Annotated in this window: 27 protein-coding genes; 18 read left to right on the top strand and 9 right to left on the bottom strand. The window is 67.7% G+C overall.

The genetic code is table 11. The annotated features are described in order from the left end of the window. Positions 1-4 precede the first annotated feature (4 nt). From LG299_RS09940 to rraA, 9 genes are all read left to right on the top strand, one after another. Positions 5-1,729, top strand: a complete 1,725-nt coding sequence (locus LG299_RS09940; protein ID WP_404429744.1) for an FAD-dependent oxidoreductase — start codon at positions 5-7, stop codon at positions 1,727-1,729. Continuing rightward, complete coding sequence (locus LG299_RS09935) at positions 1,726-2,577, top strand: alpha/beta fold hydrolase (RefSeq protein ID WP_404429742.1); 852 nt, start codon at positions 1,726-1,728, stop codon at positions 2,575-2,577. The genes LG299_RS09940 and LG299_RS09935 overlap by 4 nt, the downstream gene beginning before the upstream one ends. After that, positions 2,574-3,737, top strand: coding sequence for an acyl-CoA dehydrogenase family protein (locus LG299_RS09930; RefSeq protein ID WP_404429740.1), 1,164 nt, complete (start codon positions 2,574-2,576; stop codon positions 3,735-3,737). The genes LG299_RS09935 and LG299_RS09930 overlap by 4 nt, the downstream gene beginning before the upstream one ends. A gap of 39 nt (positions 3,738-3,776) precedes the next feature. Beyond that, positions 3,777-5,597: an AMP-dependent synthetase/ligase gene (locus tag LG299_RS09925; RefSeq protein WP_404429738.1), complete on the top strand. Its 1,821-nt coding sequence runs from the start codon at positions 3,777-3,779 to the stop codon at positions 5,595-5,597. Next, the gene (locus LG299_RS09920; protein WP_404429736.1) at positions 5,590-6,750 is read left to right on the top strand and encodes a CaiB/BaiF CoA transferase family protein; all 1,161 of its coding nucleotides are present in this window, start codon (positions 5,590-5,592) and stop codon (positions 6,748-6,750) included. Before LG299_RS09925 ends, LG299_RS09920 begins: the two co-directional genes overlap by 8 nt. Next, positions 6,747-7,961 (top strand): acetyl-CoA C-acetyltransferase, encoded by a 1,215-nt coding sequence (locus tag LG299_RS09915; RefSeq protein WP_404429734.1) that lies wholly within the window; start codon positions 6,747-6,749, stop codon positions 7,959-7,961. Before LG299_RS09920 ends, LG299_RS09915 begins: the two co-directional genes overlap by 4 nt. A 33-nt stretch (positions 7,962-7,994) precedes the next feature. Continuing rightward, complete coding sequence (locus LG299_RS09910; protein ID WP_404429732.1) at positions 7,995-10,196, top strand: 3-hydroxyacyl-CoA dehydrogenase NAD-binding domain-containing protein; 2,202 nt, start codon at positions 7,995-7,997, stop codon at positions 10,194-10,196. After that, positions 10,196-10,879, top strand: a complete 684-nt coding sequence (locus LG299_RS09905; RefSeq protein ID WP_404429730.1) for an acetoacetate decarboxylase family protein — start codon at positions 10,196-10,198, stop codon at positions 10,877-10,879. The genes LG299_RS09910 and LG299_RS09905 overlap by 1 nt, the downstream gene beginning before the upstream one ends. A gap of 133 nt (positions 10,880-11,012) precedes the next feature. Continuing rightward, the gene (rraA, locus tag LG299_RS09900) at positions 11,013-11,477 is read left to right on the top strand and encodes a ribonuclease E activity regulator RraA (protein WP_404429728.1); all 465 of its coding nucleotides are present in this window, start codon (positions 11,013-11,015) and stop codon (positions 11,475-11,477) included. Positions 11,478-11,566: 89 nt separating this feature from the next. Here the strand turns inward: rraA and LG299_RS09895 are convergent, their stop codons facing one another. From LG299_RS09895 to LG299_RS09880, 4 genes are all read right to left on the bottom strand, one after another. After that, positions 11,567-12,691: an ABC transporter permease gene (locus LG299_RS09895; protein ID WP_404429726.1), complete on the bottom strand. Its 1,125-nt coding sequence runs from the start codon at positions 12,689-12,691 to the stop codon at positions 11,567-11,569. After that, positions 12,688-13,572 carry an ABC transporter ATP-binding protein gene (locus tag LG299_RS09890; RefSeq protein ID WP_404429724.1) on the bottom strand — a complete coding sequence of 295 codons (885 nt, stop codon included), beginning with the start codon at positions 13,570-13,572 and terminating at the stop codon, positions 12,688-12,690. Before LG299_RS09890 ends, LG299_RS09895 begins: the two co-directional genes overlap by 4 nt. Before the next feature lie 197 nt (positions 13,573-13,769). Then, the gene (locus LG299_RS09885) at positions 13,770-14,435 is read right to left on the bottom strand and encodes a response regulator (RefSeq protein ID WP_404429722.1); all 666 of its coding nucleotides are present in this window, start codon (positions 14,433-14,435) and stop codon (positions 13,770-13,772) included. Further along, the gene (locus LG299_RS09880) at positions 14,432-15,700 is read right to left on the bottom strand and encodes a sensor histidine kinase (RefSeq protein ID WP_404429720.1); all 1,269 of its coding nucleotides are present in this window, start codon (positions 15,698-15,700) and stop codon (positions 14,432-14,434) included. Before LG299_RS09880 ends, LG299_RS09885 begins: the two co-directional genes overlap by 4 nt. A 105-nt stretch (positions 15,701-15,805) precedes the next feature. Here LG299_RS09880 and LG299_RS09875 point away from each other — a divergent pair, with 105 nt between their 5' ends. From LG299_RS09875 to LG299_RS09850, 6 genes are all read left to right on the top strand, one after another. Next, entirely contained in the window at positions 15,806-16,270 is a 465-nt protein-coding gene (locus LG299_RS09875) for a VOC family protein (RefSeq protein WP_404429718.1), read from the top strand. Between the two features lie 3 nt (positions 16,271-16,273). Continuing rightward, the gene (locus LG299_RS09870) at positions 16,274-16,975 is read left to right on the top strand and encodes a winged helix-turn-helix transcriptional regulator (protein WP_404429716.1); all 702 of its coding nucleotides are present in this window, start codon (positions 16,274-16,276) and stop codon (positions 16,973-16,975) included. A 12-nt stretch (positions 16,976-16,987) separates the two neighbouring features. Further along, entirely contained in the window at positions 16,988-17,602 is a 615-nt protein-coding gene (locus tag LG299_RS09865) for a dihydrofolate reductase family protein (RefSeq protein WP_404429714.1), read from the top strand. A gap of 81 nt (positions 17,603-17,683) precedes the next feature. Then, the gene (locus LG299_RS09860) at positions 17,684-18,274 is read left to right on the top strand and encodes a hypothetical protein (protein WP_404429712.1); all 591 of its coding nucleotides are present in this window, start codon (positions 17,684-17,686) and stop codon (positions 18,272-18,274) included. Next, positions 18,271-18,813 (top strand): OmpA family protein, encoded by a 543-nt coding sequence (locus LG299_RS09855; protein ID WP_404429710.1) that lies wholly within the window; start codon positions 18,271-18,273, stop codon positions 18,811-18,813. The genes LG299_RS09860 and LG299_RS09855 overlap by 4 nt, the downstream gene beginning before the upstream one ends. A gap of 79 nt (positions 18,814-18,892) precedes the next feature. Next, a complete protein-coding gene (locus LG299_RS09850; protein ID WP_404429708.1) occupies positions 18,893-19,447 on the top strand; it encodes a hypothetical protein in 555 nt (184 codons plus the stop codon). A gap of 9 nt (positions 19,448-19,456) precedes the next feature. On the opposite strand, the gene LG299_RS09845 is transcribed toward LG299_RS09850, so the two are convergent. Then, positions 19,457-20,305, bottom strand: coding sequence for an exodeoxyribonuclease III (locus tag LG299_RS09845; protein WP_404429706.1), 849 nt, complete (start codon positions 20,303-20,305; stop codon positions 19,457-19,459). Between the two features lie 72 nt (positions 20,306-20,377). On the opposite strand from LG299_RS09845, the gene pyrE reads away from it, so the two are divergent. Then, positions 20,378-20,956: an orotate phosphoribosyltransferase gene (gene pyrE, locus LG299_RS09840; RefSeq protein WP_404429704.1), complete on the top strand. Its 579-nt coding sequence runs from the start codon at positions 20,378-20,380 to the stop codon at positions 20,954-20,956. A gap of 134 nt (positions 20,957-21,090) precedes the next feature. Here the strand turns inward: pyrE and LG299_RS09835 are convergent, their stop codons facing one another. Together LG299_RS09835 and LG299_RS09830 are read right to left on the bottom strand one after the other, a co-directional pair. Beyond that, positions 21,091-21,666, bottom strand: a complete 576-nt coding sequence (locus LG299_RS09835) for a YdeI family protein (protein ID WP_404429702.1) — start codon at positions 21,664-21,666, stop codon at positions 21,091-21,093. Between the two features lie 38 nt (positions 21,667-21,704). Next, positions 21,705-22,514, bottom strand: coding sequence for an HAD-IIA family hydrolase (locus LG299_RS09830; protein ID WP_404429700.1), 810 nt, complete (start codon positions 22,512-22,514; stop codon positions 21,705-21,707). Positions 22,515-22,600: 86 nt separating this feature from the next. Here LG299_RS09830 and LG299_RS09825 point away from each other — a divergent pair, with 86 nt between their 5' ends. Then, positions 22,601-23,554: an SDR family NAD(P)-dependent oxidoreductase gene (locus LG299_RS09825; RefSeq protein ID WP_404429698.1), complete on the top strand. Its 954-nt coding sequence runs from the start codon at positions 22,601-22,603 to the stop codon at positions 23,552-23,554. Positions 23,555-23,577: 23 nt separating this feature from the next. Here LG299_RS09825 and LG299_RS09820 read toward each other — a convergent pair whose 3' ends face one another. Next, complete coding sequence (locus LG299_RS09820; RefSeq protein ID WP_404429696.1) at positions 23,578-24,213, bottom strand: metal-dependent transcriptional regulator; 636 nt, start codon at positions 24,211-24,213, stop codon at positions 23,578-23,580. 20 nt (positions 24,214-24,233) lie between these two features. Beyond that, the gene (locus LG299_RS09815; protein WP_404429694.1) at positions 24,234-25,607 is read right to left on the bottom strand and encodes an Nramp family divalent metal transporter; all 1,374 of its coding nucleotides are present in this window, start codon (positions 25,605-25,607) and stop codon (positions 24,234-24,236) included. A gap of 61 nt (positions 25,608-25,668) precedes the next feature. Between LG299_RS09815 and LG299_RS09810 the strand changes: the two genes are divergently transcribed. Next, positions 25,669-26,298 (top strand): TrmH family RNA methyltransferase, encoded by a 630-nt coding sequence (locus tag LG299_RS09810; RefSeq protein WP_404429692.1) that lies wholly within the window; start codon positions 25,669-25,671, stop codon positions 26,296-26,298. The last annotated feature ends 5 nt before the right edge of the window (positions 26,299-26,303 follow it).

Genomic DNA, 26,303 nt, shown 5'->3' with positions numbered 1-26,303 from the left:
GCTCATGAACGACTACGACGTGGTGGTCATCGGCTCGGGCTTCGGCGGTAGCGTGGCTGCGCTGCGCCTGAGCGAGAAGGGCTACCGGGTCGCGGTGGTCGAGCAGGGCCGCTGGTTTCGCGACGGCGAGCTGCCCAAGACCAGTTGGCGCGTGCGGCGCTACATCTGGGCTCCGGCGCTGCGGTGTTTCGGCATCCTTCGTCTCTCCCTTCTTCGCAACGTCATGATCGCCAGCGGAACCGGTGTGGGTGGCGGCTCGCTCGTCTACGCCAACACGCTCTACGAGCCGCTCGACGACTTCTTTCGCGACCCGCAGTGGGCCCACATCACCGACTGGAAGAGCGAGCTCAACGCCCACTACGACCAGGCGAAGCGGATGCTCGGCGTCACGACATACAACGGGCACACACAGCTCGACGACTTCATGCAAGAGATCGCCACCGACCTCGGAGTGGGCGAGAGCTACCACCCGGCAGACGTGGGCGTGTTCTTCGGCGAAGGCCACGGCGTGGACGCGGCCGACCCGTTCTTCGGCGGAGCGGGACCGGCCCGCAGCGGATGCATCGAGTGCGGCGCGTGCATGACCGGATGCCGCTACAACGCCAAGAACACGCTCGACAAGAACTACCTGCACCTCGCGCAGAAGGCGGGTGCCCGCATCCTGGCCCTGCATACCGTTACCGATGTGCAGCCAGCCCGCGCCGGCGCGTACGCCGTGAGCGGGCACCGCACCGGCAATCGCCTCAGCCGCTTCTCGTTCACGGCCGACCACGTCGTCTTCGCCGGCAATTCGCTCAACACCCAGACCCTGCTGCACCGCCTGAAGCGCCGCAGCCTTCCTCGGCTGAGCGACCGGCTGGGCGAACTCAGCCGCACGAACTCCGAGCAGGTGCTGTCGGCACGCTCGACCAACCCGAACGCCGACTACACCCCGGGCCTGGCGATCACGTCGTCGTTCCACCCCGACAACCAGACCCACGTCGAGCCGGTGCGCTACGGCCGCGGATCGAGTGCACTCTCGGTGCTCAACGCGCACCTGGTCGACCCGGTCGAGGGCATCCCGCGCTGGCGCGCGACCCTGCGCACCTACCGCGCTCAGGGACTCAAGGCCGCGTTCCGCATGCACACCCCCCGCCGCTGGGCTGAGCAGTCGGTCATCGTGCTGGTGATGCAGTCGCTCGACAACTCGATCACGACGTTCCTCAAGCGCGGAATCTTCGGCTCGCGCATGACCTCGCGCCAGGGAGCCGGCGACCCCAACCCCGACTGGATCCCCATCGCGCACCGCATCGCGCGCGACCTCTCGCGCCGCATCGGCGGGCTCGCCGGGGGAACCACGACCGACCTCGTCGGCATCCCGCTCACCGCCCACTTCATCGGCGGCTGCGTGATCGGCACCTCGATCCGCGACGGCGTGATCGACCCCTACCAGCGCGTGTTCGGCTACGACGGGCTGCACATCTCGGACGGCTCGGCCATCACCGCCAACCTCGGGGTCAACCCGTCGCTCACCATCACCGCCCAGGCCGAGCGGGCCATGTCGTTCTGGCCGAACAAGGGCGAGGCCGACCCCCGCCCGCGCCTGGGCGAGGAGTACCGGCGTATCGACGCGGTGGCGCCGAAGCATCCGGTCGTTCCCGAATCCGCTTCGGGAGCCTTGCGGTTGCCCATGCCGACCGTGCGGCCCGGCGCCGTTCCTGTTGCACGACGCAAGAAACGCGCGGCATGAGCGGCGGCGATTCTGCGAAGTTCGCGACGACGGATGCCGCCGCCACCCCGGCCGGGTACGTCGGAGGCGCCGGACCCGACGTCGTGCTGCTGCACGGCCTGGGCAGCCGGTGGCAGGTGTTCCAGCCGATCGTCCCCGAGCTCGAGCGGACCCACCGGGTGCACGCCTTCGACCTGCCCGGGTTCGGCGCGGAGCCGGAAGAACTCACCCTGCGCCCGGGGGTCGCAGGGCTCGCCGACTGGGTCACTGAGAGGCTGCTCTCCAGCGGCGTCGAGCACGCCCACGTCGTCGGCAACTCGATGGGCGGCGCCGTCGCGCTCGAAATCGGCCGCCGCGGGGTGGCCTCCCGCGTGACGGCTTTCGCGCCGTCCGGCTTTGGCTCTGAGCCCGAGCGCATGTTCGCACAGACCTTCCTCACCGCCCAACGGGATCTGGCCCGCAGCATCCCCGATCGCATCTCTGCCGCGCTGCGTACGTCGTTCGGTCGCCGCATCCTGCTCGCCCCGTCGTTCGGATACCCGACCCAGGTCGACCCCGACATCGCCATCGCCGACATGCAAGCCCTCGCCGGAGCGACCGCGTTCGACACCCTCCGCACAGCGCTGCGCACCGAGGGTCCGGTCGCCGAGAACCCCCGCGTGCCGACCGTGATCGTGTGGGGGCGCCGCGACCTCGTCCTGCCGTTCCTGACCCAAGCCCGCAAGGCCCGCCGCCTCTACCCGCACGCCCGCCACATCGCGCTGGGCGGCGCCGGGCATCTTCCTTTTTCGGATGCCCCGGCCACCTGCGCGGCGTTGGTCACCGGCACCCATCCCTTTGTCAGCGCAACAACCCGGAAGTCAGCATGAAGAGCACCTTCTACACCGAAGACCACGAGGCCTACCGCGAGAGCGTCAAGGAGTTCCTCCGGCGTGAGGTAGAGCCCCACCACGAGCGGTGGGAGCGCGAGCACGCGATCGACCCCGCGATCTGGCAGAAGGCCGGCGCGAACGGGATGCTGGGCCTCGCGGTTCCCGAAGAGTTCGGCGGAGGCGGCGAGCCCGATTACCGCTACCGCTTCGTCCTGGCCGAAGAGATCGCCCGCACGAACACCACCTCGTTCGGGGTGGGTCTCGGGCTACAGGACGACATCGTCATTCCGTACTTCCTTGACCTCGCAACCCCCGAGCAGAAGGAGCGCTGGCTGCCGGGCCTCGCCTCCGGCGCGTTGATCGGCGCGATCGCAATGACCGAGCCCGGTACGGGCAGCGACCTGCAGGGAATCCGCACGACCGCGCGCCGAGACGGTGACGAGTGGGTGCTCGACGGGTCGAAGACGTTCATCTCGAGCGGCATTCACGCTGACCTTGTGATCGTCGTCGCCAAGACCGACCCCGAGGCGGGTTCGCGCGGGTTCAGCCTGTTCGTGGTCGAGTCCGGCGACGCCGGATTTTCGCGCGGGCGCCAGCTCGAAAAGGTCGGGCTCGATGCGCAAGACACCGCCGAGCTGGTGTTCGAGGGCGTGCGCCTGGGCGATGACCGCGTGCTCGGTCGGCCCGGCCTCGCGATGCGCTACCTCATGGAGCGTCTGCCCCGTGAGCGCCTGTCTATCGCTGCGGCAGCGGTCGCGGCATCCGAAGCGGCCGTCCGCTGGACTCTCGAGCATGTGTTCAGTCGCACCGCGTTCGGTCAGCGGATCGGCGACTTCCAGAACACGCGCTTCGTGCTCGCCGAGCTCGAGACCGAGAATGACATCACCCGCGCGTACGTCGAAAAGGCCGCCCTGGCGTTGAACGCGGGCGAGCTGACGGCGGTCGAAGCATCCAAAGCCAAATGGTGGGCGAGCGAGCTGCAAGTGAAGGCGACCAGCAAGTGCCTGCAGCTGTTCGGCGGCTTCGGCTACATGCTCGAGTACCCGATCGCGCGGGCGTTCCGCGACGCTCGGATCCAGACGATCTACGGTGGCACGACCGAGATCATGAAAGAGATCATCGGCCGTGAGCAGGCCGCCCGCTACACGACCCGCTAAACCCGCAAGATCGCCGCACGCCACCACGAAGGAGTGACCTTGGCTGCCACGCTCGACACCCGATTTCTCGACGATCTCGCGCCCTCGCTGGGGGTGATGCTGCAGCGACGCATCGCGCGCACACCCGACCTCGAGGCGTTCCGCTTTCTCAGCGGAGGCAAATGGGTCTCGCGCACGTGGCGCGAGGCGGGCGTCGAGATCGCCGAAGCCGCGGCGGGGCTGCTGGCCCTCGGCATGAAGCCCGAAGACCGGGTCGCGATCATCTCGAGCACCCGCTACGAATGGATCGTCGCCGACCTCGGCATCATGTGCGCGGGCGGGGCGACGACCACGGTGTACCCGACGACCGCCGCCGACGACGCGGCGTACATCCTCGACGACGCCGGGTGCCGGTTCGCGATCGTGGAAGACGCCGAGCAACTCGCGAAGGCGCGTTCGGCGGCGCATCCCGCGCTGGAGCACGTGATCGTGATGGATGCTGCGGCCGCGGGCTCCGATGAGGTCAGTTCGTTCAACGAACTGTGTGAACGCGGCCGCGCGTACCTCGACGAGCACCCGGACGCCGTGACGGACGCGACCGCGGCCATCGAGCCCGACGCTCTCGCGACCCTGATCTACACCTCGGGAACCACCGGGCGACCCAAGGGCGTGCGGCTCACCCACCGGTCGTGGGTGTACGAGGGCGAGGCGCTCAAGGCCCTCGGGTTCCTCTTCGACGACGACGTCAACTTTCTCTGGCTGCCGATGTCGCACTCGTTCGGCAAGGTGATCCTCTCGACCCAGCTCGCCGTCGGCTTCGCAAGCGCCATTGACGGGCGGGTCGACAAGATCATCGACAACCTCGCCGTCGTGAAGCCGACGTTCATGGGCGCAGCCCCCCGCATCTTCGAGAAGGCCTACGGCAAGATCGTCTCGACCATCCAGGCCGAGGGCGGGGTCAAGCAGAAGCTGTTCGACAAGGCCTTCGGGGTAGGCGTAGAGGTCGACCGCCGCCGCGCCGCCGGCGAGAAGGTCTCTCCGGCGCTCGCCGTGCAGCACCGCGTGTTCGACAAGCTCGTCTTTCACAAGATCCGTGAGCGGTTCGGCGGCCGGGTGCGCTTCTTCATCTCGGGCTCGGCGCCACTCAACCGCGAGATCGCGGAGTGGTTCCATGCCGCCGGCATCCTGATCGTCGAAGGCTACGGCCTGACCGAAACCGCGGCCGGTGCATTCTGCGGTCGCCCGGTCGACAACAGATTCGGCACGGTCGGTCGCGCGCTGCCCGGCTCGGAGGTGCGCCTCGGCGACGACGGCGAAGTACACGTGCGCGGTCCGCACATCATGGAGGGGTACCACAACCTGCCCGAGGTGACGGCTGAGACGTTCACCGACGACGGATGGCTCCGCACCGGCGATCGGGGAACACTCGACGGCGACGGATTCCTCACCGTCACCGGACGGCTCAAAGACCTGATCAAGACGTCGGGCGGCAAGATCGTGCCTCCGGCGGTGGTCGAGGCATCCTTCAAGGCAATCTGCCCGTACGTCAGCCAGTTTCTCGTCTTCGGTGACGCGCGCCCGTACTGCGTCGCGCTCATCACCCTTGACCCGGATGGGATCGCGGCCTGGGCATCCGAGCACGAGAACCTCGCGGTTCTCGACTACGCGGAGTTGGTCTCGTCGCCCGAAGTCACCGAGCTCGTCGCGGGCTACATCGCCGAGCTCAACGAGCGGCTCAACCCGTGGGAGACCATCAAGCGCTGGAGCCTCCTCGATGCCGACCTCTCGATCGAGGGCGGCGAGCTCACCCCCTCGATGAAGGTGCGGCGCGGGCTGGTGGAGCAGGCGCAGCGTGAGCGGATCGATGCGCTCTATGCCTGATTCTTCAGACGGGTCGGATGCTGCGGCCGGCCCGCTCGCGGGCATCCGGGTGGTCGAGCTCGGTGCGATCGGCCCGGGGCCGCACGCGGCGATGCTCCTGGCGGACCTCGGCGCCGACGTCGTGCGGATCGAGCGGCCCGACGCCGTGCTGCGGGTCGGCGAGGGCGATCAGCGCGACCAGATGCTGCGCAATCGCCGCCTGGTCGAGCTCGACCTGAAAGACCCAGCCGAGTTCGCCCAGGCTCTTGCCCTTATCGAGGCGGCGGACGTGTTGCTCGACGGATTCCGGCCCGGCGTCGCCGAGCGTCTCGGGCTCGGACCTGACGACCTGCGCGATCGAAACCCGCGTCTCATCTACGGCCGCATCACCGGGTGGGGCCAAGACGGACCCCTCGCCCAGACCGCCGGGCACGACATCAACTACCTCGCCCTGACCGGTGCGCTCGCGGCCCTGGGCTTCGACGGCGGACGCCCGCGTGCACCCCTGAACCTCGTCGCCGACTTCGGCGGCGGGTCGCTCTACCTCGTCATGGGCGTGCTCGCCGCGCTCGTCGAGCGGTCGGCGTCGGGCAAAGGGCAGGTGGTGGATGCTGCGATGGTCGACGGTGTCGCCTCCCTGCTGCAGCTCATCTGGGCCCTCCGCGGTACCGGACAGTGGAGCGACCGACCGGGAGTGAACCTGCTCGACGGGGGAGCGCCGTTCTACGACACCTATGTTTGCGCCGATGGGCGGTTCGTCGCGGTCGGCGCGGTCGAGCCCGAGTTCTTCGCACAGCTCGTCGCTGGGCTCGGCTGGGACGACCGGGCTGGTGTCGTGAAGGCAGCGCAGTTCGACCCGCGCGGCTGGCCCGCCCTGCGGGCGCGCCTGACCGAGACCTTCGCGACCCGCACCCGCGACGAGTGGGCGGTGATTTTCGACGGAACCGACGCGTGCGTGACTCCGGTCCTCACTTTCGCCGAGGCATCCGCCCACCCCCATCTGTCCCACCGTGAGACGCTGGTAGAGGTCGACGGCGTGACCCAGGCGGCGCCGGCGCCGCGGTTCTCACGCACTGCGGCCCCCGGCATCCGCCCCCCGCTGTCTCGACCTGACGATTTCGTCGACGTACTCGCCGACTGGTCACCCCGCACCGACCCTCAGGAGAGATCATGAGCGAAGCCTTCATCTACGACTCCGTGCGCACCCCGCGCGGCCGAGGCAAATCGAACGGCTCCCTGCACGAGGTCAAGCCCGTCTCGCTCGTGACCGGGCTCGTCGACGCGCTGCGCGAGCGCAACCCGGGGTTTGACCCGGTTGGCATCGACGACATGGTGCTCGGCTGCGTCACACCGATCGGAGACCAGGGCGCCGACATCGCCAAGACTGCTGCGCTCGCCGCGGGCCTGCCCGACAGCGTTCCGGGTGTGCAACTCAACCGCTTCTGCGGGTCGGGCCTCGAAGCCGTCAACCAGGCCGCCGCGCGCGTGCGTTCGGGGTGGGAAGACCTCGTGCTCGCGGGTGGTGTCGAATCGATGAGCCGTGTGCCGATGGGCAGCGACGGCGGCCCGTGGGCGATGGACCCCGAGACGGCCTTTGCCGCCGACTTCGTGCCGCAGGGCATCAGTGCCGACCTGATCGCCACGATCGAGGGCTACTCGCGCGACGATGTCGACCGGTTCGCCGCGACGTCGCACGAGCGCGCCGCGCGAGCATGGGCCGAAGGCCGCTTCGCCCGCTCGGTCGTTCCCGTGCGCGACCGCAACGGGCTCGTCGTGCTCGATAGAGACGAGACGATCCGCCCCGGCACGAGCGTCGAGTCGCTTGCGAGCCTGAAGCCCTCGTTCGCCGTGATCGGGCAGACCGCGGGGTTCGACGAAGTCGCCCTGGAGAAGTACCCGCACGTGGCCGACATCGATCATGTGCATCACGCCGGCAACTCGTCGGGCATCGTCGACGGTGCGGCTCTCGTACTTGTCGGCTCCGAAGCCGCCGGAGTGCGGCACGGGATGACGCCCCGCGCGCGAATTCTCTCGGTGGGTGTCGTGAGTACCGAGCCCACCATCATGCTGACGGGTCCCGGCCCCGCCTCGCACCTCGCTCTGCAGAGGGCAGGACTCACCCCCGGCGACATCGACCTCGTCGAGATCAACGAAGCCTTCGCCGCAGTGGCCCTCAAGCTCATGCGCGACCTCGGTGACTTCCCGCACGAGCGCACCAACGTGAACGGCGGCGCGATCGCGATGGGCCACCCGCTCGGGGCGACCGGCGCGATGATCCTCGGAACCCTCGTCGACGAACTCGAACGCACCGGCGGCCGCTATGGCCTGGCCACCCTCTGCATCGGCGGCGGCATGGGCATCGCCACCGTCGTCGAACGCGTGTGAAACCCCAGCGTCTGAACCGAGAGACACCTACTCATGACTGACAACACTTCTGTGCGCTACCGGCTCGATGACGGCATCGCCCACCTCGTGCTCGATGATCCGAACCAGTCGGCCAACACCATGAACGCGGCCTTCCGGGTCGACTTCGCCGCAGCCGTCGATCAGCTCACGGCTGACATTGATCGCGACCCTGCGGCCGTGCGCGGGGTCGTGGTCGAAAGCGCCAAGAAGACCTTCTTCGCGGGCGGCGACCTGGGCTCGCTCATGGCCATGGGTTGGGAGGGCGCTGCCGTCCTGTTCGACGAAGCCGAGGCGGTCAAGGCATCACTGCGTCGCCTTGAGACGATCGGCCGACCGGTCGTCGCCGCGATCGCGGGCGCCGCCCTCGGTGGCGGGCTGGAGATCGCGCTGGCATGCCACCACCGCATCGCAACGGCCGGGAAGTACGATCTCGGTCTGCCCGAAGTCACCCTCGGCCTCCTGCCCGGCGGCGGCGGCATCACCCGCACCGTGCGCATGTTCGGTCTGCAGGAAGCCCTCACCGGAATCTTGCTCGAGGGGCGCGGATTCAAGCCCGCTGCCGCGCTGCAACGCGGGCTGGTCGATGAGGTCGTTGCCTCGGTCGACGAACTGATCCCCGCCGCCATCGAATGGATCGACGCGCACGCGGATGATCCGGATGCTGCGACCCAGCCGTGGGACCGCAAGGGATATCGCATGCCCGGCGGAACCCCGTCGACGCCGGCGCTCGCCGTCATGCTCCCCGCGTTTCCGGCGACCCTGCGAAAACAACTCAAGGGCGCACCGATGCTCGCACCGAAGGCGATCCTCTCTGCCGCGGTGGAGGGGGCACAGGTCGACTTCGACACGGCAACCCGCATCGAGACGCGCTACTTCGTGAGCCTCGCGACCGGCCAGCAGTTCCGCAACATGACTCAGGCCTTCTTCTTCGACATGCAGGCGATCGGCAAGGGCGCCTCGCGACCGGCTGGAATCGCGCCCCGCCGCGTTGAGCGGCTCGCCGTGCTCGGTGCGGGCATGATGGGCGCGGGCATCGCCTACGTCACCGCACGCACGGGCATCACCGTCGTGCTGAAGGACGTCACCCTCGAGGAAGCCGACAAGGGTAAAGCCCGTGCCGCGGCTCTGCTGGACGGGCTTGTGGCTAAGGGACGGCTCGACGCCGCCGGTCGCGACGAGGTGCTCGGCCGTATCCTCGCCACAGCAGAGGCCAGCGACCTCGCGGGCTGTGACGCAGTGGTCGAGGCGGTCTTCGAGTCGGTCGAGCTGAAGCATCGCGTGCTCGCCGAGGCTGAAGCATCCGTTCTTCCTGATGCGCTCCTCGCATCCAACACCTCGACGCTGCCGATCACGGTCCTGGCCCAAGGCGTGCAGAAGCCCGATGATGTCATCGGGATTCACTTCTTCAGCCCCGTCGACCGCATGCCGCTGGTCGAGATCATCGTCGGTGAGAAGACGTCGGATGCTGCGCTGGCGAGGGCCTTCGACCTTTCGGTGCAACTGCACAAGACTCCGATCGTCGTGAACGATTCCCGAGGATTCTTCACGAGTCGGGTGTTCGGATCACTCGTGCTCGAGGCCGCCCGCATGGTCGGCGAGGGTGTCGACCCGGTCCTGATCGAGCGCGCGGCGTCGCTCGCCGGGTTCCCGGGGCAACCGCTCGCGATGCTCGATGAGGTGTCGCTTAACCTGCCGGTGAAGATCGAGGCCGAAGCCGCGCGCCTGGCCGCCCAGTCGGGCGCGGCCTTCGAGCCGAACCCGGCGATGGCCGTCCTCGAGTCGCTCATCGCTCAGGACCGCGCGGGTAAGGCCGCCGGAGCCGGGTTCTACGACTACCCCGTCGAGGGTCGCAAGCGTCTGTGGTCGGGGCTGCGCGAGCAATTCGGGGGTGACGCCGGCGACGACCCCGTCGATCTCGTCGATGTGCAAGACCGGCTGGTCTTCGCGATGAGCGTCGAGACCGCCCGCGTGCTTGAAGAAGGCGTGCTGCGCAGCGTCGCCGATGCCAACATCGGGTCGATCCTCGGCATCGGCTTTCCGCCGCACCTCGGTGGAGCGCTGCAGCACGTGGACGGCTACGAGGCCCTGGACGGGTCGATCGGGGTCGTAGCTTTCGTGGCCCGCGCCGACGACCTCGCCGCACGCTACGGCGAGCGGTTCGCGCCGACCGAGCGCATGCGCGCGGCCGCGGCTGCCGGCGGAACCTACCGATGATGAGCGTGGTCAGCGGGGCGCCTTCGGAGTGGATCACCGGCAGGGACGGCGTGCCGTACCCACCCGAGCCGTGGCGCCTGCACGCGGACTTCGGCATCACGCTGTTCCTCGTTCCTGTGGCCGCGTTGCCCCCCGAGGTCGCCGCGCATGCGCCGGCGGGGGCACGGATGCTGCGCCTCGGCGATCGCGCGATCGTCGGGGTAGCTGCGGTCCGCTACGGCGAGGGAAGCGTGCTCACGTACGACGAGCTGCTGGTCGCCGTGCCGGTGTGGCACCGGGGTGGGCTGCGCGTGTCGATTTCGCAGATCTGGGTTGATTCCGCCGCATCCCGCACGGGCGGTCGCGAGCTCTGGGGCATCCCGAAACACCTCATGACAACGCAGCGGCATGCGTCGGGCGGTCATCTCGAGGCGACGTTCACGGATGCCGCGGGCGCACCTCTCGCCTCCGTGTCGGCCGAACCCACCGGGCGACTGCCTGGCCGGTGGCCATTGCCGCTCCCGACCGCGCAGCGCCTGCCCGACGTGGGATGGGACGACCGGATTTCGCTGAACCGGATGCGTGCCGGCATCCATTCGATCCGTGCCGAGTGGCGCTTCGACGGACCTCTCTCGTGGCTGCGCTCCGCGCGCCCCGTGGTGTGTGTCGGGCTCAGCCGCGCCGACATCACCTTCGGGCAGTAGTCCTGCCGTGCGCGTCAAAGCTCCGGGACGGATTGGCGCCTTCGGTCGCTCCGACCCGAGAACAGCCCGATCCGTCCCGGAACTTTCACCACTTCGGTCGGTAACCGCCCCGCGAGCGCCCTAGCCTAGGGCCATGACGGCGACGGCAGACCTCTACGACGACCGCGGCGATGAGCTCGACTCGCTCTCGCTGCAGTTCCACGACTTCGGCGGGCGCTCCGCTTTCGACGGCCCGATACGCACGGTCCGGTGCCATCGCGACAACGCCCTGGTCAAGCAGGTGCTTGCCAGCCCGGGTGAGGGCGCGGTACTCGTGGTCGACGGCGCTGGCTCGCTCGAGTCGGCCCTCGTGGGTGATCTCATCGCCGCCTCGGCCGTGGCGAACGGCTGGGCCGGCGTCATCGTGCACGGTGCGATCCGCGACCGGGTCGCCATAGGCGCCCTGCCGCTCGGGGTCAAGGCCTTGGGGTCGAACCCGCGCAAGAGCGCCAAACATGGCATCGGAGAGATCGATGTGCCGGTGACGATCGCCGGCGTGACCTTCGCCCCGGGCCGGCACGTCTGGGCCGACCCCGACGGGGTGCTCACCGAGCGCTGATCCGAAGCATCCGCACAGAGAGTTCCGCTGTCGCAACCTGCCCGGCGAAGGGCAGATCGCGACAGCGGAACGGTGCGCTTGCGAGCACGTCAGGCCGCGAGGGCCTCGCGGAGCTTGACCCGGGCGCCCATGCGCAGGAGCGAGTTCTGGTAGATCTTCGCTCCGATCAGGATCGCCGCGATGCACGTCGCGATCAGGATCGCGAGCGACAGCAGGGGCTCCCACCACTGCGCCTCACCGAGGAACAGTCGCATCGGCATGCCTACCGGCGCCGAGAACGGCACGTACGACATGATGCCGAGCACCACCGGGTTGTCGTTGAAGAAGATCACCAAGAAGTACGGTGCCATGACCAGCATCGTGATCGGAGTGGTGGTCGATCCGATGTCTTCCTGGCGCGAAACCATCGCCGCGGCCGCCGCGAACAGCGACGCGAGCAGGATGAAGCCGAAGAAGAAGAAGACAGCAAACCACGCGATCGGACCGCCGAGCCCCTGCAGAATCTCGGACTGCCCGGTGACGGTGAGCCCGACGATGGCTATCGCAGCGAGGACCAGGATCTGCCCCATCGCCAGGACCGTGTTGCCGATCACCTTTCCGGCGAGCAGGGCCCGCACCGGGATCGCCGAGATCAGCAGTTCGACCACGCGGGTCTGCTTCTCTTCGACCACGCTCTGGGCGATCGTTCCGCCGAACAGCGACGCGGCCATCAAGAAGACGACACCGAAGCCGATCGCTACGAAGTAGCGCAGGGCCTCGTTGGTCGGGTCGGGTTCGAGCAGCTCGACCGGCGGAAGTTGGGCCAGCGACAGCAGCAACTGTGTCGGCGCGGACGACTCGGCGATCAGGGCGAAGCCGACGGGTGAGGCTGGGTCCGCGACGATCGCGGCATCCACATCGCCCGCCGACACGAGCGCCTCTGCCTCGGCGCGGTCGTTGACGTCGGTGATATCGAGTCCGGGGATTCCCTCGACGTAGGTCGAAGCATCCGAGGTCACCGCCACCGGCGTTCCGTCAGTGTTCGAGGCCTGGAAGCCGCCCCACACCACCAGCGCCAGAGCGCCGAGAAACAGGATGATGCTCGAGATGAGAAAGGCCTTGCTGCGCAGCTTCGAACCGATCTCACGCTCGGCGACGAGCCACGTGCTCTGGGCGAAGCTGGGGGGCGCAGCCTCCGCGGCGGCGCCGGGAATCACACTGATGGGAGTGCTCACTGGATGACCTCCTTGAAGATCTGGGCGAGGGTCGGATGCTGCGGTGCAAAGCTGGCGACATCTCCGTGTTCGACAGCCCGGCGAAGAATCCGCTGCGCGGTTTCGTCCGAATCGACATCGAACAGGGCGTAGCCGCCGTCGAAGTTGGCCACCTCAACGCCGGGCTCGGTGCGCAGCCAGCCGGCGTCGCCGGCCGAGATGAGCTCGTAGCGGTGTGTGGAGTGCGCCGCGCGCAGGTCGTCGCGGGCGCCCGCGGCGCGGATCGCGCCGCCGGCGATGATCACGAGGTCATCGCACAGGCGCTCGACCACATCGAGCTGGTGTGAGGAGAACAGCACGGCCGCGCCCTGCGCCGCGCGCTGCTGAAGCACCTGGGCGACGACGTCCACCGCAAGCGGGTCCAGGCCCGAGAAGGGCTCGTCCAGGATCAGCACCGACGGGTCGTGAACGAGCGCCGCGGCGATCTGTGCCCGCTGTTGGTTACCCAGCGAGAGCGTCTCGACGTTGTCGTTCAGGCGCTCACCGAGCCCGAGCTCTTCGAGTAGTGCGGTCGCGCGGGCCGAGGCATCCGGCTTCGAAAAACCGTGCAGACGCGCGAGGTACACGATCTGCTCGAGCACCTTCATCTTCGGGTAGAGCCCGCGCTCTTCGGGCATGTAGCCGAAACGACGGCGGTCGGATGCCACCACCTCGGTGCCCTCGAACGTCACCGAACCCGAGTCCTTCGCGAGGACTCCGAGCACGATGCGCATGGTCGTTGTCTTGCCCGCACCATTGCCGCCGACGAAGCCGGTCAGGCGCCCGGGGCGCACGTCGAACGACACGTCGTCGAGCACGCGTCGCCCTCCGTAGCTCTTTGTGATGTCTGTGAGTTTCAGCATGACTCCACGCTATGAGCCCGCGCGGAGGGCGTCCTCCCCCTCGCGACGGAGTTGACGGATGAGATCCAGATTCATGCACGGGACCGCAGACTTCCTCATCGGCTACCTCGAGGCGTTCGAGGTGCTCACCGACCGCTACGTGCGCGTCCCCGTCGCGGCCTGACGCGAATCCAGGCGCGGGCTGGCCGGGCGCGAGCTCAGGCCAGCCCGTGGCGGTGGGCGTAGACGACCGCGGCGACCCGATCGCGGGTGCCGAGTTTCTGCAGCACGTTCGAGACGTGCGTCTTGACCGTCGCCTCGCCGATGTACAGGCGACTGGCGATCTCGGCGTTGCTGAGAGCCTCGGCGACCAGTTTCAGAACTTCGCGTTCACGCTCGGTCAGGTCGTGAGCGAGCGGATCGGGCGCGGGAGCAGCAGGTGCCTCGGCCGTCTCGGTGAACCTTTCGATCACCCGCCGTGTCACCTCCGGAGCGAGGAGGGCATCGCCCGCAGCAGCTACCCGCACCGCAGTGACGAGGTCTTCGGGCCCGGCGTTCTTGAGCAAGAAACCGCTCGCGCCGGCGTTCAACGCCTGAAAGAGATAGTCGTCGCGGTCGAAGGTCGTCACGATCACGACCGCGGCCGAGATCATCGGATCTGCCACGATTCGCTGTGTTGCCTCGAGTCCGCCTGCGCCCGGCATCTGCACGTCCATGCAGATCACATCGGGCTGAAGAGTGGATGCCGCCACCACCGCAGCTTCTCCGTCCGCGGCTTCGCCGACCACGACGATGTCGTCCTGCGCTTCGAGGATCATCCGGAATCCCGCGCGCATCACGGCGTGGTCATCGACCAGCAGAACCCGGATCGCGGTGCCGCTCATACGACGGCCTCGACGCGTATCGGCACGCGCATTCGCACCAGGTAGCCGCCGCGCGGGCGCGGACCGATCTCGATCGTGCCGCCCGAGGCAGCCGCGCGCTCGCGCATCCCGACGATTCCGAGCCCTGGCCGGGTCGTGCCGAGGGCGCTCGTGCGGCCGTCGTTGGTCACTTCGAGCTCGACCAGATCGGCGTCGTAACGCAGGCGAACGTCAGCGGAGGCATCCGGACCACCATGCCGCCGTGCGTTCGTGAGCGCTTCCTGCGCCACGCGGTAGAGGTTCACCTGCGTGAGCACCGGAAGCTCGGTGGTGGCGCCGACCACCGCGAGCGTCGTGGGCAACCCGTTTTCGCGGGCGTGCTCGACGAGTGCCTCGAGATCGGTCAGGCGCACCGTCGATTCGCTCGAGGTCTCGTCCTCCGATGAGCGCAGAGTCTCGAGCAGCTGGCGCAGTTCGGTGAGAGCAGAGCGGGCGGATTGCTCGACCGACAGCAGCGACTCGCGCGCCGCTGCAGGGTCGCGGTCGAGCACCGCGCGTGCGGCGCCGGCCTGAACTCCCATCGCCGAGACGTGATGAGCGACGACATCGTGCAGTTCGCGGGCGATGCGGACGCGGTCGAGGGCCACGGCTTGCGCCGCGGTGACTTCGCGCTCGCGTTCGAGTTCTGCGGTGCGTTCTTCGAGCGCGCCCCGCTCGAGCGCCGCCGCGTAGGCGCGGTCACCCATGTAGTACGCGCCGCCGAAGAACGCCGCATTCACCAGGAACTGAATGAGCATGAAGGCGACGAACGGGGAGAAGAGCCCGGCGCGTGAGAGACCGTCTTCGGTGGGCGAGGTCGCTGACTGGTACATCGTGATCAGCAGCCAGAGGAACATCGCACAGATGACGACGACCCGAACGATCGTTGCGCGGCGCCGATCATCGACCCACGCACCCACGGTGTACATCGCGATGAAAAGGGCGATGTTGACGACGTACATCTCGGGGATTCGGAACGAGACGCCGACGATGAAAGCGAGCGCGACGAGCACGAGCGCGGTCGAAGGGTAGCGGCGGCGCACCGCGAGCGGAGCCGTGATGGCGACGGCGTAGAGCAGACCCCACTCCATGCCCGGCACGTCTTCGCCGTAGAACCCGGCCACCGAGCCGAGGGCTGAGCTGAGGATCGCGGCGAGCAAGAGGGCGAGCGCGAGCCAGACATCAGCCCGAAGGCCGGCGGTCGATACCGGCGCGCGCCGTCTCGAGGCAGTCAGAGGTGTGGACACTCCTCCACGCTACGGGGGAGGCTGGCGCGAGGCATCCCCCGTGCGACGGAGTCGACTTTCTACTTGCTATTGACAAGTTCGCTTGTCTTTTGCAAGTATCTCCTCATGACTCACATCTTCGTCAACATCCCCACGAGCGACCTCGACCGTGCGAAAGCGTTCTACACCGGTCTGGGGTTCGCCATCAATCCGCTCTTCACCGATGAGAATGCGGCCTGCATCGTCATCGACGACAACATCTTCTTCATGGTGCTCACGAAGGAGTTCTTTGCCACCTTCACCGACAAGACCGTCGCCGACACCGCCACCACGGCTCAGGCGCTCATCGCCATCAGCCGCGAATCGCGCGACGACATCGACAGCATCGTGGCCGCGGGCCTTGCGGGCGGGGGCACCGAGCCTCGCGACGCGCAGGACTACGGCTTCATGTACAGCCGCGACCTGGAAGACCCCGACGGCAACATCCTCGAGTTCATGTACATGGACCCGCAGGCAGCTGAGCAGGGGCCCGAGGCGTACATCGCCGACAACGCCGAGCAAATGGCCGACATCCCTCGTCCTGGCGCGTAATCGGTGGCAACTCGCAGTTACGGACAGTATTGCGGGGTCACCACGGCTGTCGAGCTGATCGGCGAACGCTGGGCATTGCTCATCGTGCGTGACCTTCTCGTCGGCCCGAGGCGGTACACCGACTTGAAGCAGGGCCTGCCGAAGATCCCGACCAACATCCTTTCGACGCGCCTGAAAGAACTCCAAGAAGGCGGGGTAGTCCGTCGCGTCCCGCTGATGAACTGTGGTCTCGTCTACGAACTCACTCCGTACGGGCGCGAGCTCGAAGAGGTCGTGCTCGCGCTGGGTCGGTGGGGCTTCGCGCAGATGGGCGAGCCGAGCCCTGACGACGTGGTCACCGCGGACTCCCTCACCATGGCGCTGCGTACAGCTTTTCAGGCGGATGCTGCGACGGCCCTCCCGCCCGCAGACTATGAGTTGCACGTAGGGGATGTCGTACTGCGCGTGCAAGTGTCCGCAGCCGGTCTGCGAATCACGCAGCTTGCGCCACCGGCGCCCGCCGTCGGCGGCCTGAGGCCGGACGGAGAACCAGAGCTCGTCTTCGCGGCGGGTCCCGGCATCCGGCGCATCATTTCGCGCGAGCTGACCCCTGCCGATGGGATCGACCAAGACGTGATCGCCGTCGTCTCGGGCGATGCCGACCTGCTCGAGCGCTTCGCCGCCACCTTTTACATCGCTGCAGGACCTGCCGCTGCCGCGGCCTGAGAGGAGCACGCCATGACTGGACGCATCCGAATCGATCTGTTCACCACGCTCGACGGAGTCGCACAAGCGCCCGGCGGGCGCAACGAAGACCCGAGCGACGGATTCCGCTTCGGCGGATGGCAGGCGCCGCTGCCCGACGAGGTCATCGGCGAGAGCGTGGGTGAAGGCATTGCGGCGATGGACGCCCTTGTGCTCGGGAGGCGCACGTACGACATCTTCGCCGGCTACTGGCCGACGCACACCGGCCCAGCCGCGCACATCGCGCAGAAGTTCAACAGCATCCCGAAGTACGTCGCCTCCCGCGGCAACCCCACCCTCGAGTGGGAGGGAACGACGCTGCTCGGCCCCGACCTGCACGCCGAGTTCGCGGGCCTCCGCGAACGCCACCGTGACATCCATGTCATCGGCAGCGTCGACTTCGTCCACACCCTGCTCGCCGAGCAGCTCTATGACGAACTGCTGATGTGGGTGCACCCGATCGTGCTGGGCGAGGGGCGCAAGGTCTTTCCGGATGGCGCGAAGCCCGCGAACATGAGGTTGCTCGCGCCCGCCGTCTCGACCCCGGCCGGCGGGTTGATCCTTCGGTACGGGCCGGCAGAGGGAGAACCCGCCACCGGCGACATGTGAGGATGTGTGCGGCCCCACGCGAATCGGATCCACCCGCGGCGGTCTATGGTGGTCACTCACGAAGGAATCGGGGGATCCCTTATGAAGGCACCACTTCGACTGCAGGTTGCCGCTCTTGCGCTCATGATGGCGGTCGGACTCGCCGGATGCACGGCATCGGGCGAGAACGAAGAGCCGGCAACCGACTCGAGTTCAGCGCCCAGCACAGACTCCGAGGCAAACGACGACGCGGAAGTTGACCCGGATACATCCGGAGCGGCGGATGCCGGCATCGATCTCGACAACCCGCCGGAGGCGATCGCCTCGATCGAGGTCCCTGTGACGATGGACGACGGCACCGACTCCATGCTCATCGAAGTCGTGGGGATGCGGCACGTCGAAGACGTGCTCGTCGCGACCTTCCGCTTCACCGCTGCCGGAGAGGACGCCGGAGTGGAGCCGGTGAGTCTCTTCCGACAGATGGGCCTGTTTTGGCCCGCGCTGATCGACTACAAGAATCTCGTCCGCTACGACTCCGTGAGAAAGCTCACGACGGACTCTGGCTTTGTCGAATCACGAGTGGGCAGCCCGATGTACACATCGGCCACGTTCGCGTACCCGGAGGGTGCCGACACCGTCGACATCTCGGTTAACAGCGGACTCCCGCCGATCGCGGATGTGCCGGTCCCTTGATCAAAGCAGTTGCAGCAGTTCTTGTCGCCGTCGTCTTCGCGACGCTCGGAACGGCCTTCGCTTCATCGAATGACGCCCCCGATGTCAGCAGTGCCGAACTCGCCGAGACCATCTCCGACATCGAACTGCCGCGGGAAGACATCGTGTTCCCGAAGCCCATCGAGGTGATCACCGAGACCGTCGATGAGGGCCAGCGTGTCATCGGCCTGAACACCGACATCCTCTTCGGCTTTGCAGAGGCCGTCGTCGCCGAGGCGGGCGCCGCTCAGATCGTCGAGGCGCTGGCGGACGTGCCGCAGGGGACGACTGTGTTGATCGGCGGGCACACCGACTCGATCGGCGATGACGCCTCAAACCAGGTGTTGTCGCAGCAGCGTGCCGAAGCGATCGCCGCGATCCTTAGGAGCGCTCGCCCCGATCTGGTGCTGACGGTCACCGGCTACGGCGAATCCCAGCCAATCGCCTCCAACACGAAGGGCGGAGAAGACGACCCGGAGGGTCGCGCTCTCAACCGTCGCGTCGAACTTCGCGTTGGGTAGCGAGGTCGAGCGCAGCGAGGAGCACCGGGGGCGGCGTGGGAGCGCCGGGTGTCCGCGGCGGCCGCGCTAGCGTGCGGGTGTGAGCGAGGCATCCGTCAAGCAAGAGCGCGCGCGGCGTGATGTGCCCGTCGGAGTGATCATGGTGGGCATCTCTGCGATCGCATGGTGGCCGGCGTTCACCCTCGGCGCGTGGGACGAGATCTTCTTCGACGACGTCCTGGGGCTCTGGGCCGCCTCGACCGCGGCCTTCGTCTTCGTGCTCGTGGAGCGCCGGCCGGTGGGCGGACGCCTCGCACGTGCGTTTGTGCTGTTGCTGCCGTCGGTGTGGCTCCTACTGAACTTCGTGGTCGAAGACGACACGACCGACTTGTGGGTGGCACTGCTCGACCTTGCCGCAATCGGGGCGGTGCTTGTCGGAATGCCGTTTACGTTATGGGTGCTGGTGCGGATCGTCTGGCCCGACTTTGCCGGTGATACCCCACGGCGCACAAAATGGCTCATCGTTCTCGTGGTACTCGGCGTCACGCTCGGCGCATTCGTGCTCGGGATAAACCACGAGTACTTCCTGACGTGTCAGGACTTTGCGATCAGCGGCAACTCCGAGCCTCCGGGCTGCCGGCCCGGCACCGATTGACGTCGGCGGTCACCACCACATGGGGCGGTTGTCGTCGTCTTCTTCTTCGTCGGTGGCAAAGTCGAGGTCGACCACGACCGGGACGTGGTCGCTCGGTGCTTCGCCCTTGCGCTCATCGCGGTGGATCGCGGCGCCCGTGACCGCATTGGCGAGGGCGTGCGAGCCGAGGATGAAGTCTATGCGCATGCCTTCGTTACGGGGGAAGCGCAACTGCTTGTAGTCCCAGTAGGTGAATCCGGTCGGGATCAGCGGCCGTACGACATCGGCGAGCCCTGCCGACTGGAGGGCGGCGAAGGCCTCGCGCTCGGGCGGTGAGATGTGGGTGGCGAAGCCTTGGACCACCGTCGGATCGCCGTTGTCGACATCGGTCGGAGCGATATTGAAGTCGCCGACCAGCGCGAGCGCCAGGTCGGGATCGGCAGCGAGGGTCGCTGCGGTGTACCCGCTGAGAGCCGCGAGCCACTCGAGCTTGTAGAAGTAGTGGGGGTCGCCGAGCGAGCGGCCGTTGGGAACGTATAGGCTCCACACCTCGACCCCGTCGATGGTCGCGCCCAACGCGCGGGCTTCTTGCGGAGCATCCGGGCCATCGTGGTCTTTCGCGAAACCGTGCATGCCCGGGAAAGACGTGCGCACGCTCTCGATCGGGCTCCTGCTGGCGATCGCGACACCGTTCCACTGAGAGAAGCCGTGCGCCTCGACGTGGAACCCGGCCTCTTCGAACGCGGCGAACGGAAACTGCTCGACCTTGCACTTGATCTCTTGCATCGCCAGCACATCGATGTGCTCGCGCACGGCGAACTCCACCGTTCGCTCGACGCGGGCGCGGATGGAGTTGACGTTCCAGGTGGCCAGGCGCATGACCTCAAGCCTACGGTCGCCCGCCGACGTCGTTGTGCGGCGCCGAGGCGCAGCATCCGTACACTCGATTGCATGACCGCAGCCTCCACGCCCGAGATCGAAGCCGACCGTCAGGCGCTCATCGCGCTGATCACGGACGAAGCTGTCTTCCACGGCGACTTCACGCTGTCGAGCGGCAAGAAGGCGACGTATTACGTCGACATGCGCAAGCTCACGCTTGACCACCGCGCCGCCCCGGCGATCGGTCGCATCATGCTCGACCTCGTGCGTGAGATCGACGGCATTGTGGCGGTCGGTGGGCTGACGCTCGGCGCCGACCCGATCGCCAACGCGGTCATGCACGAGTCTGCCCACACCGAGGCGCCGCTCGACGCGTTCGTCGTGCGCAAAGAGCCGAAAGACCACGGCCGCGGCCGACAGGTCGAGGGGGCGGATGTCGCGGGCAAGCGTGTCGTCGTGCTCGAAGACACCTCGACCACAGGCCAGTCAGCGCTCAAGGCCGTCGAGGCTCTGCGCCGAGAAGGCGCCGAGCCCGTCGCGGTCGCCGTCATCGTCGATCGCAAGACCGGCGCGCAGGCAGCGGTCGAAGCCGAGGGCCTGCAGTGGCTCGCCGCGATCGACCTCGACGATCTGGGTCTTGCCCCGCAGTAGCCAGCGCTGGCGAGCGTAACGAGACCCGGGCTACTCGCCCTTGTTGCGGCGCATGTACGACCAGGCCAGCGCGATGATCGTGCCGACCATGACCACTCCGGTCGCTGCGAAGAGCAGAGTCTGCTCGAATTCCGTCATGAGGGCCTCTTTCCGGATGCTGCATCCTGCACGATCTTCGCGATCCGTGCGGCTCGCGTCTCGGCGCGGCGCGCCATGTCCACCGTAGCGATGCCGAACTTGCGCGCCGACGCCGGAAAGTCGTCCCACGCCGCTCGAGCGGTGACATCGGCATCGAGAGCCTCCGCAAGGTCGTCGGGTTCACGCATCGCCTCGGAGTTGTCGAGCATGGTCCACGATCCGTTCGCCTTGGCGACCTCGATCGCCCGGTAGCCCGCCGGCTCCATTAATCCGGCGGCCTCGAGTTCGATCAGCCGCGCCTTGTTCGTCGCCGCCCACCCGCTCAGGGGCCGTCGGGGGGAGAACCACAGACCACCGAACTCTTCGTCGAACGTGCGGACCGGGCCGTCGATCCAGCCGAAGCAGAGCGCCTGACGGATCGCGTCTTCGTAGGGCACATGCCGGTCGGCGTACCCCGGGCGCCCGCGCAGCAGCCACGCCCCGGTTGTTCGGGTGTGGTTGTTCTCGAGCCAGGCACGCCAGGTCGCGGCATCCGGAGCGAAAACTCTCTCTCCGTCGTCGAGTGCACCCATGCGGCGACCCTACCCGCGAGCACCGACACCGGCGGCGATCAGAGGATGTCGGAGTCTTCGCTCTCGACCGGCTCGTCGGGGATCAGATCGGCGACCGAGTCGAGCACTTCGTCCGGTCGGAAGGGGTACTTCTCGATCTCGACCCGGTCGCTGATGCCGGTCATGACGAGCACCGTGTGCAACCCTGCTTCGATACCGGCGATGATGTCGGTGTCCATGCGGTCGCCGATCATGCCGGTGTTCTCGGAGTGCGCGCCGATGCGGTTGAGCGCCGAGCGGAACATCATCGGGTTCGGCTTGCCGACCACGTACGGCTCTTTACCGATCGCCTTGGTGATGAGCGCAGTGATCGCGCCGGTCGCGGGCAGTACCCCATCCGTCGATGGGCCCGTGGCATCGGGGTTCGTCGCGATGAACCGCGCCCCAGCGCCGATGAACCGGATCGCCTTCGTGATCGCCTCGAACGAGTAGTTGCGTGTCTCGCCGACGACCACGTAGTCGGGGTCGGTCTCGGTCATGATGAAGCCGGCCTCGTGCAGCGCGGTGGTGAGTCCTGCCTCGCCGATCACGAACGCGGTGCCGCCCGGCATCTGCGAATGCAGAAAGTCGGCGGTCGCCATTGCCGACGTCCAGATCGACTCTTCGGGAACCGTCAGGCCTGACGCCCGCAAGCGCGCCGAGAGGTCTCGCGGAGTGAAGATCGAGTTGTTGGTCAGCACCAGAAAAGGTGTGCCCTCGTCTTTCCACCGCTGCAACAGTTCGGACGCACCCGGAATGGGGGTGTTCTCGTGGACGAGCACACCGTCCATGTCGGTGAGCCAGCATTCGATATCGGCGCGGGTCCGCATGCGGTCAGCCTAGTCCTGACCGACGAACACGACGTTCGTCCGGGTGTGATCAGGCCGCTCGGAGAATGCGGGGCTAGGGTCGAGCCGTGCCGCGCGATCACTGGAGCCTGCCCGATCTGACCGGGCGCACGTACCTGATCACGGGATCGAACGCCGGCCTGGGCTTTTTCAGCACCGAGCATCTCGTGCTGGCCGGGGCCCGTGTGGTGATGACGGGTCGCAATCCGAACCGCCTCGCGGCGGCTCGCGCGGCGGTGCGCAGGCGGAATCCGGATGCTTCACCCGACCTCGTCGAGACCCTTTTGCTCGACACCAGCAATCTCGGGTCGGTTCGCGCGGCGGCAGCGACGCTGCGCGGGCGCAAGAAGCTCGACGGCGTGCTCTTCAACGCGGGGATCGTGCATCCTCCTCAAGAACGCCAGACGACCGCCGACGGGCATGAGATCGTCTTCGCCACGAACGTACTCGGCCACTTCGCCCTCGCGGGCGAGCTCCTGCGGCCGCTTGCGGCTGGGCTCGGGCGAATGGTGTGGGTGGGGAGCATGTCGACGTCGATGTGGCCCTACGATCCGGTCGACCCCGAACTCGTCGAGGGCTACACGGCCTGGCGCGCGTATGTGCAGTCGAAGGTTGCGACCGCCGCGCTCGGCTTCGAGGCCGATCGCCGTATGCGCGCAGCGGGAATCCCGGTGTCGAGTGTCGTGGCGCACCCCGGCTACTCGATGAGTGGCCGCACAGCGGGAATCATCGGCGTCAATGAGCCGTCGCGCCTCAAACGGTTCGCGGCCAATCTGCAGTCCCCGATCAACCAGTCGAAGGAGCGCGGCGCGCTCGTTCTCGTCCACGCGCTCGCCGGCGATGGCGTCGAGTCGGGCAGTTTCTGGGGCCCGCAGTTCGTGTCGCACGGAATGCCTCGACCCGCGACCCCCTCGAAGATCACTCGAGACCGTGAGATCGCCGCGCGCCTGTGGAAGGTCGCCGAGGACGCGACCGGAGTGCAGTGGCCGAAGCAGAAGTCCGGACGGCTGGGGCGGCGCTGACCCGCGTGACGGGAAAATTCGCGCTACGCGCTGAGCCAGACGGCGCCAACCGCGTCGGCGGGTAGCTGCACCTTCGCGTCGGCGATCCTGAGGGTCGCGGCATCCACCACCCTCACCTCCGCCCCGACGGTCACACCCGCAGCCTCCACCGCGCGGAGCACCTCGGGGTCGCGGTCGCTGACCCGCAGGACGCGCCCGACATGACCGGGTGCGGCGGCGGCCAGCAGCACGAAGGGTTCGCGTTGGGTGTGGCCCGAGGCATCCGGAATCGCATCGCCGTGTGGGTCGAACCGCGGGCGCCCGAGCCGCTGGTCGATGCCCTCGAGCAGACGGTCGCTGATCGCGTGCTCGAGCACCTCGGCCTCGTCGTGGACTTCATCCCACGCGTAGCCGAACTCGCCGACAAGCCAGGTTTCGATCAGGCGGTGTCGGCGGATGATCGCCGCCGCGCGGGTCTGGCCGGCCGCGGTCAGCGTGATGGGTCCATACGGGCGGTGGCTCACCAGCCCTTGTGCGGCGAGCTTCTGCACCATCTCTGTCACGCTCGACGGGGCAAGGCCCAGTTCTGAGGCGAGCTGCGACGGCGTGATGAGGACGCTCTGCCACTCGGTGTGGTGGTAGATCGTCTTGAGGTAGTCATCGATCGCTGGCGAAGGCACGGGATCAGGGTACCGGCGTGTCATGCGCCGGTGAGGACGAGCCAGAGCAGCAGAGCATTCAAAGAGATCAAGAAGACGGATGCTGCGACCCCCGCGATCGTCGTGACGACGCGGTTGCGGAAAACGCCGAGTGTCCGCCGCTGCGCGGTCAAGACCACGAGCGGCACCAGCGCGAACGGAATGCCGAACGACAGCACGACCTGGCTCAACACGAGGGCGAGTGTCGGGTCGACGCCGAGCGCGAGGATCACGAGTGCGGGGATCAGCGTGACCAGGCGTCGCGCGAGGAGGGGAATGCGGACGCGGAGGAGGCCGTGCATGATCTCAGCCCCGGCGTAGGCGCCGACGCTGGTGCTCGCGAGACCGCTGGCCAGCAGCCCGACCGCGAAGAGGGTGGCCACCGCCGGACCGATGCCGTCGCGCAGGGCCACGTACGCACCCTCGAGCGTGTCGGTCCCCGGCACCCCGGCGAGGTTCGCGGCCGCCAGGAGCAGGATGCAGAGGTTCACCGTCCCGGCGATCAGCATCGCGATCGAGACATCCCATTTGGTTGCGCGGAGGAGTCGCACCGTCGAGATTCCCCGGGCATCCTCGAGTTCGCCGGCTTCACGGGTGCTCTTCGCGGTGACTGTCTCTCCGTAGTTGCGTCGGCGCAGGGGGGTGTCCGCCAGGCCGATGGGCTGCAGGATTCCCCGGTTTCCGGCCGCGACCGGGGCGAACCTGTCGCGGGCCAGCGCGCTATGGGCGTAGATCGCGTGCGGCATGATCGTCGCGCCGAGGATGGATGCTGCGAGCAACACCGAGCCGGTGTCTTCGAAGCGGGGGACAAGGCCGCCGATCACTCCGGTGGCATCGGGTGGCGCGATGAACACTCCGAACGTGAAGCCGATCGCGATGATGGCAATCAGCCCGATGATCACGAACTCGAACGGTTTCGGCCCACGGCGGGACTGCAGCAGAAGCAGCGCGATCGACACGACGCCCGTGATCACACCGCCCCAGACGAGCGGCACGTCAAACAGCAGGTAGAGCGCGACCGCGCCACCGATCACTTCGGCGATATCGGTTGCCATCGCGACGAGTTCGGCCTGCAACCAGTACGCGCGGCGCGCCCAGCGACTGCGGATGCGCGTCCCGAGCGTCTCGGGCAGGCTCTGCCCGGTGACGATGCCGAGCTTTGCCGAGAGGTACTGGATAAGCCAGGCCATGACATTGCCGATGACGACGACCCACACCAGCAGATAGCCGTACATCGCGCCAGCGGTCATGTTGCTGGCGACGTTGCCGGGGTCGAGGTACGCAACCCCGGCGACCAGCGCGGGTCCCAGAAGCCACGCAGCGCGGGACGTGGTGAGGGTGCGAGTCGGCCGCTCGCTTTCGAGAGTTTTCGGCACACCGAAAAAATAGCAGAGCTTTCGGCACACCGAAAGACCGGGCGCCGGATACCCTGGGCCGGTGACTGACGACAATGCCGAGCCGCAGCTTCCTGTCGGCGTCGGACCGTGGCCCGGAGGCTCGACCGAGTGGCCCGACGAACCGCGGTACGACCGCAAACTGCTCGAGCTCGGTGACACCCGCAACGTGATTGACGCGTATCGGTACTGGACGATGGAGGCGATCGTCGCCGACCTCGACGAGCATCGCCACTCCTTTCACGTGGCGATCGAGAACTGGCAGCACGACATGAACATCGGCTCGATCGTGCGCAGCGCCAACGCCTTCGGCGCCGCCGAGGTGCACATCATCGGCCGCCGCCGGTGGAACCGCCGCGGAGCCATGGTCACCGATCGGTACCAGCACGTCCGCCACCACGAAGATGTCGCCCTCTTCACGGCCTGGGCGGCCAAGCAGGGCCTGCCGATCATCGCCATCGACAACGTGCCGGGCTCGGTGGCCCTCCCGAACTCGGACCTTCCCGAGCGGTGTGTGCTGCTGTTCGGGCAGGAGGGCCCAGGGCTTTCGCCGGAGGCGGTGGATGCAGCATCCGCCGTCGTCGAAATCACCCAGTACGGCTCGACCCGTTCGATCAACGCCAGCGCCGCCGCGGCCGTCGTCATGTACGAGTGGTGTCGCCGCTGGGCGTGATCTGC

The sequence above is a fragment of the Microbacterium lacus genome, from assembly GCF_044794305.1.
Classification (GTDB): domain Bacteria; phylum Actinomycetota; class Actinomycetes; order Actinomycetales; family Microbacteriaceae; genus Microbacterium; species Microbacterium lacus_B.
Note: the sequence above shows the minus strand (reverse complement) of the source record. Positions and strands in the feature narration are given on the sequence as shown.

Coding starts and splice junctions, on each gene's coding strand:
- LG299_RS09835 (WP_404429702.1), bottom strand. CDS start 21,666: ATGGGTGCACTCGACGACGGAGAGAGAGTTTTCGCTCCGGATGCCGCG.
- LG299_RS09915 (WP_404429734.1), top strand. CDS start 6,747: ATGAGCGAAGCCTTCATCTACGACTCCGTGCGCACCCCGCGCGGCCGA.
- LG299_RS09905 (WP_404429730.1), top strand. CDS start 10,196: ATGAGCGTGGTCAGCGGGGCGCCTTCGGAGTGGATCACCGGCAGGGAC.
- LG299_RS09845 (WP_404429706.1), bottom strand. CDS start 20,305: ATGCGCCTGGCCACCTGGAACGTCAACTCCATCCGCGCCCGCGTCGAG.
- LG299_RS09875 (WP_404429718.1), top strand. CDS start 15,806: ATGACTCACATCTTCGTCAACATCCCCACGAGCGACCTCGACCGTGCG.
- LG299_RS09865 (WP_404429714.1), top strand. CDS start 16,988: ATGACTGGACGCATCCGAATCGATCTGTTCACCACGCTCGACGGAGTC.
- LG299_RS09890 (WP_404429724.1), bottom strand. CDS start 13,572: ATGCTGAAACTCACAGACATCACAAAGAGCTACGGAGGGCGACGCGTG.
- LG299_RS09930 (WP_404429740.1), top strand. CDS start 2,574: ATGAAGAGCACCTTCTACACCGAAGACCACGAGGCCTACCGCGAGAGC.
- rraA (WP_404429728.1), top strand. CDS start 11,013: ATGACGGCGACGGCAGACCTCTACGACGACCGCGGCGATGAGCTCGAC.
- LG299_RS09860 (WP_404429712.1), top strand. CDS start 17,684: ATGAAGGCACCACTTCGACTGCAGGTTGCCGCTCTTGCGCTCATGATG.
- pyrE (WP_404429704.1), top strand. CDS start 20,378: ATGACCGCAGCCTCCACGCCCGAGATCGAAGCCGACCGTCAGGCGCTC.
- LG299_RS09830 (WP_404429700.1), bottom strand. CDS start 22,514: ATGCGGACCCGCGCCGATATCGAATGCTGGCTCACCGACATGGACGGT.
- LG299_RS09935 (WP_404429742.1), top strand. CDS start 1,726: ATGAGCGGCGGCGATTCTGCGAAGTTCGCGACGACGGATGCCGCCGCC.
- LG299_RS09885 (WP_404429722.1), bottom strand. CDS start 14,435: ATGAGCGGCACCGCGATCCGGGTTCTGCTGGTCGATGACCACGCCGTG.
- LG299_RS09920 (WP_404429736.1), top strand. CDS start 5,590: ATGCCTGATTCTTCAGACGGGTCGGATGCTGCGGCCGGCCCGCTCGCG.
- LG299_RS09940 (WP_404429744.1), top strand. CDS start 5: ATGAACGACTACGACGTGGTGGTCATCGGCTCGGGCTTCGGCGGTAGC.
- LG299_RS09910 (WP_404429732.1), top strand. CDS start 7,995: ATGACTGACAACACTTCTGTGCGCTACCGGCTCGATGACGGCATCGCC.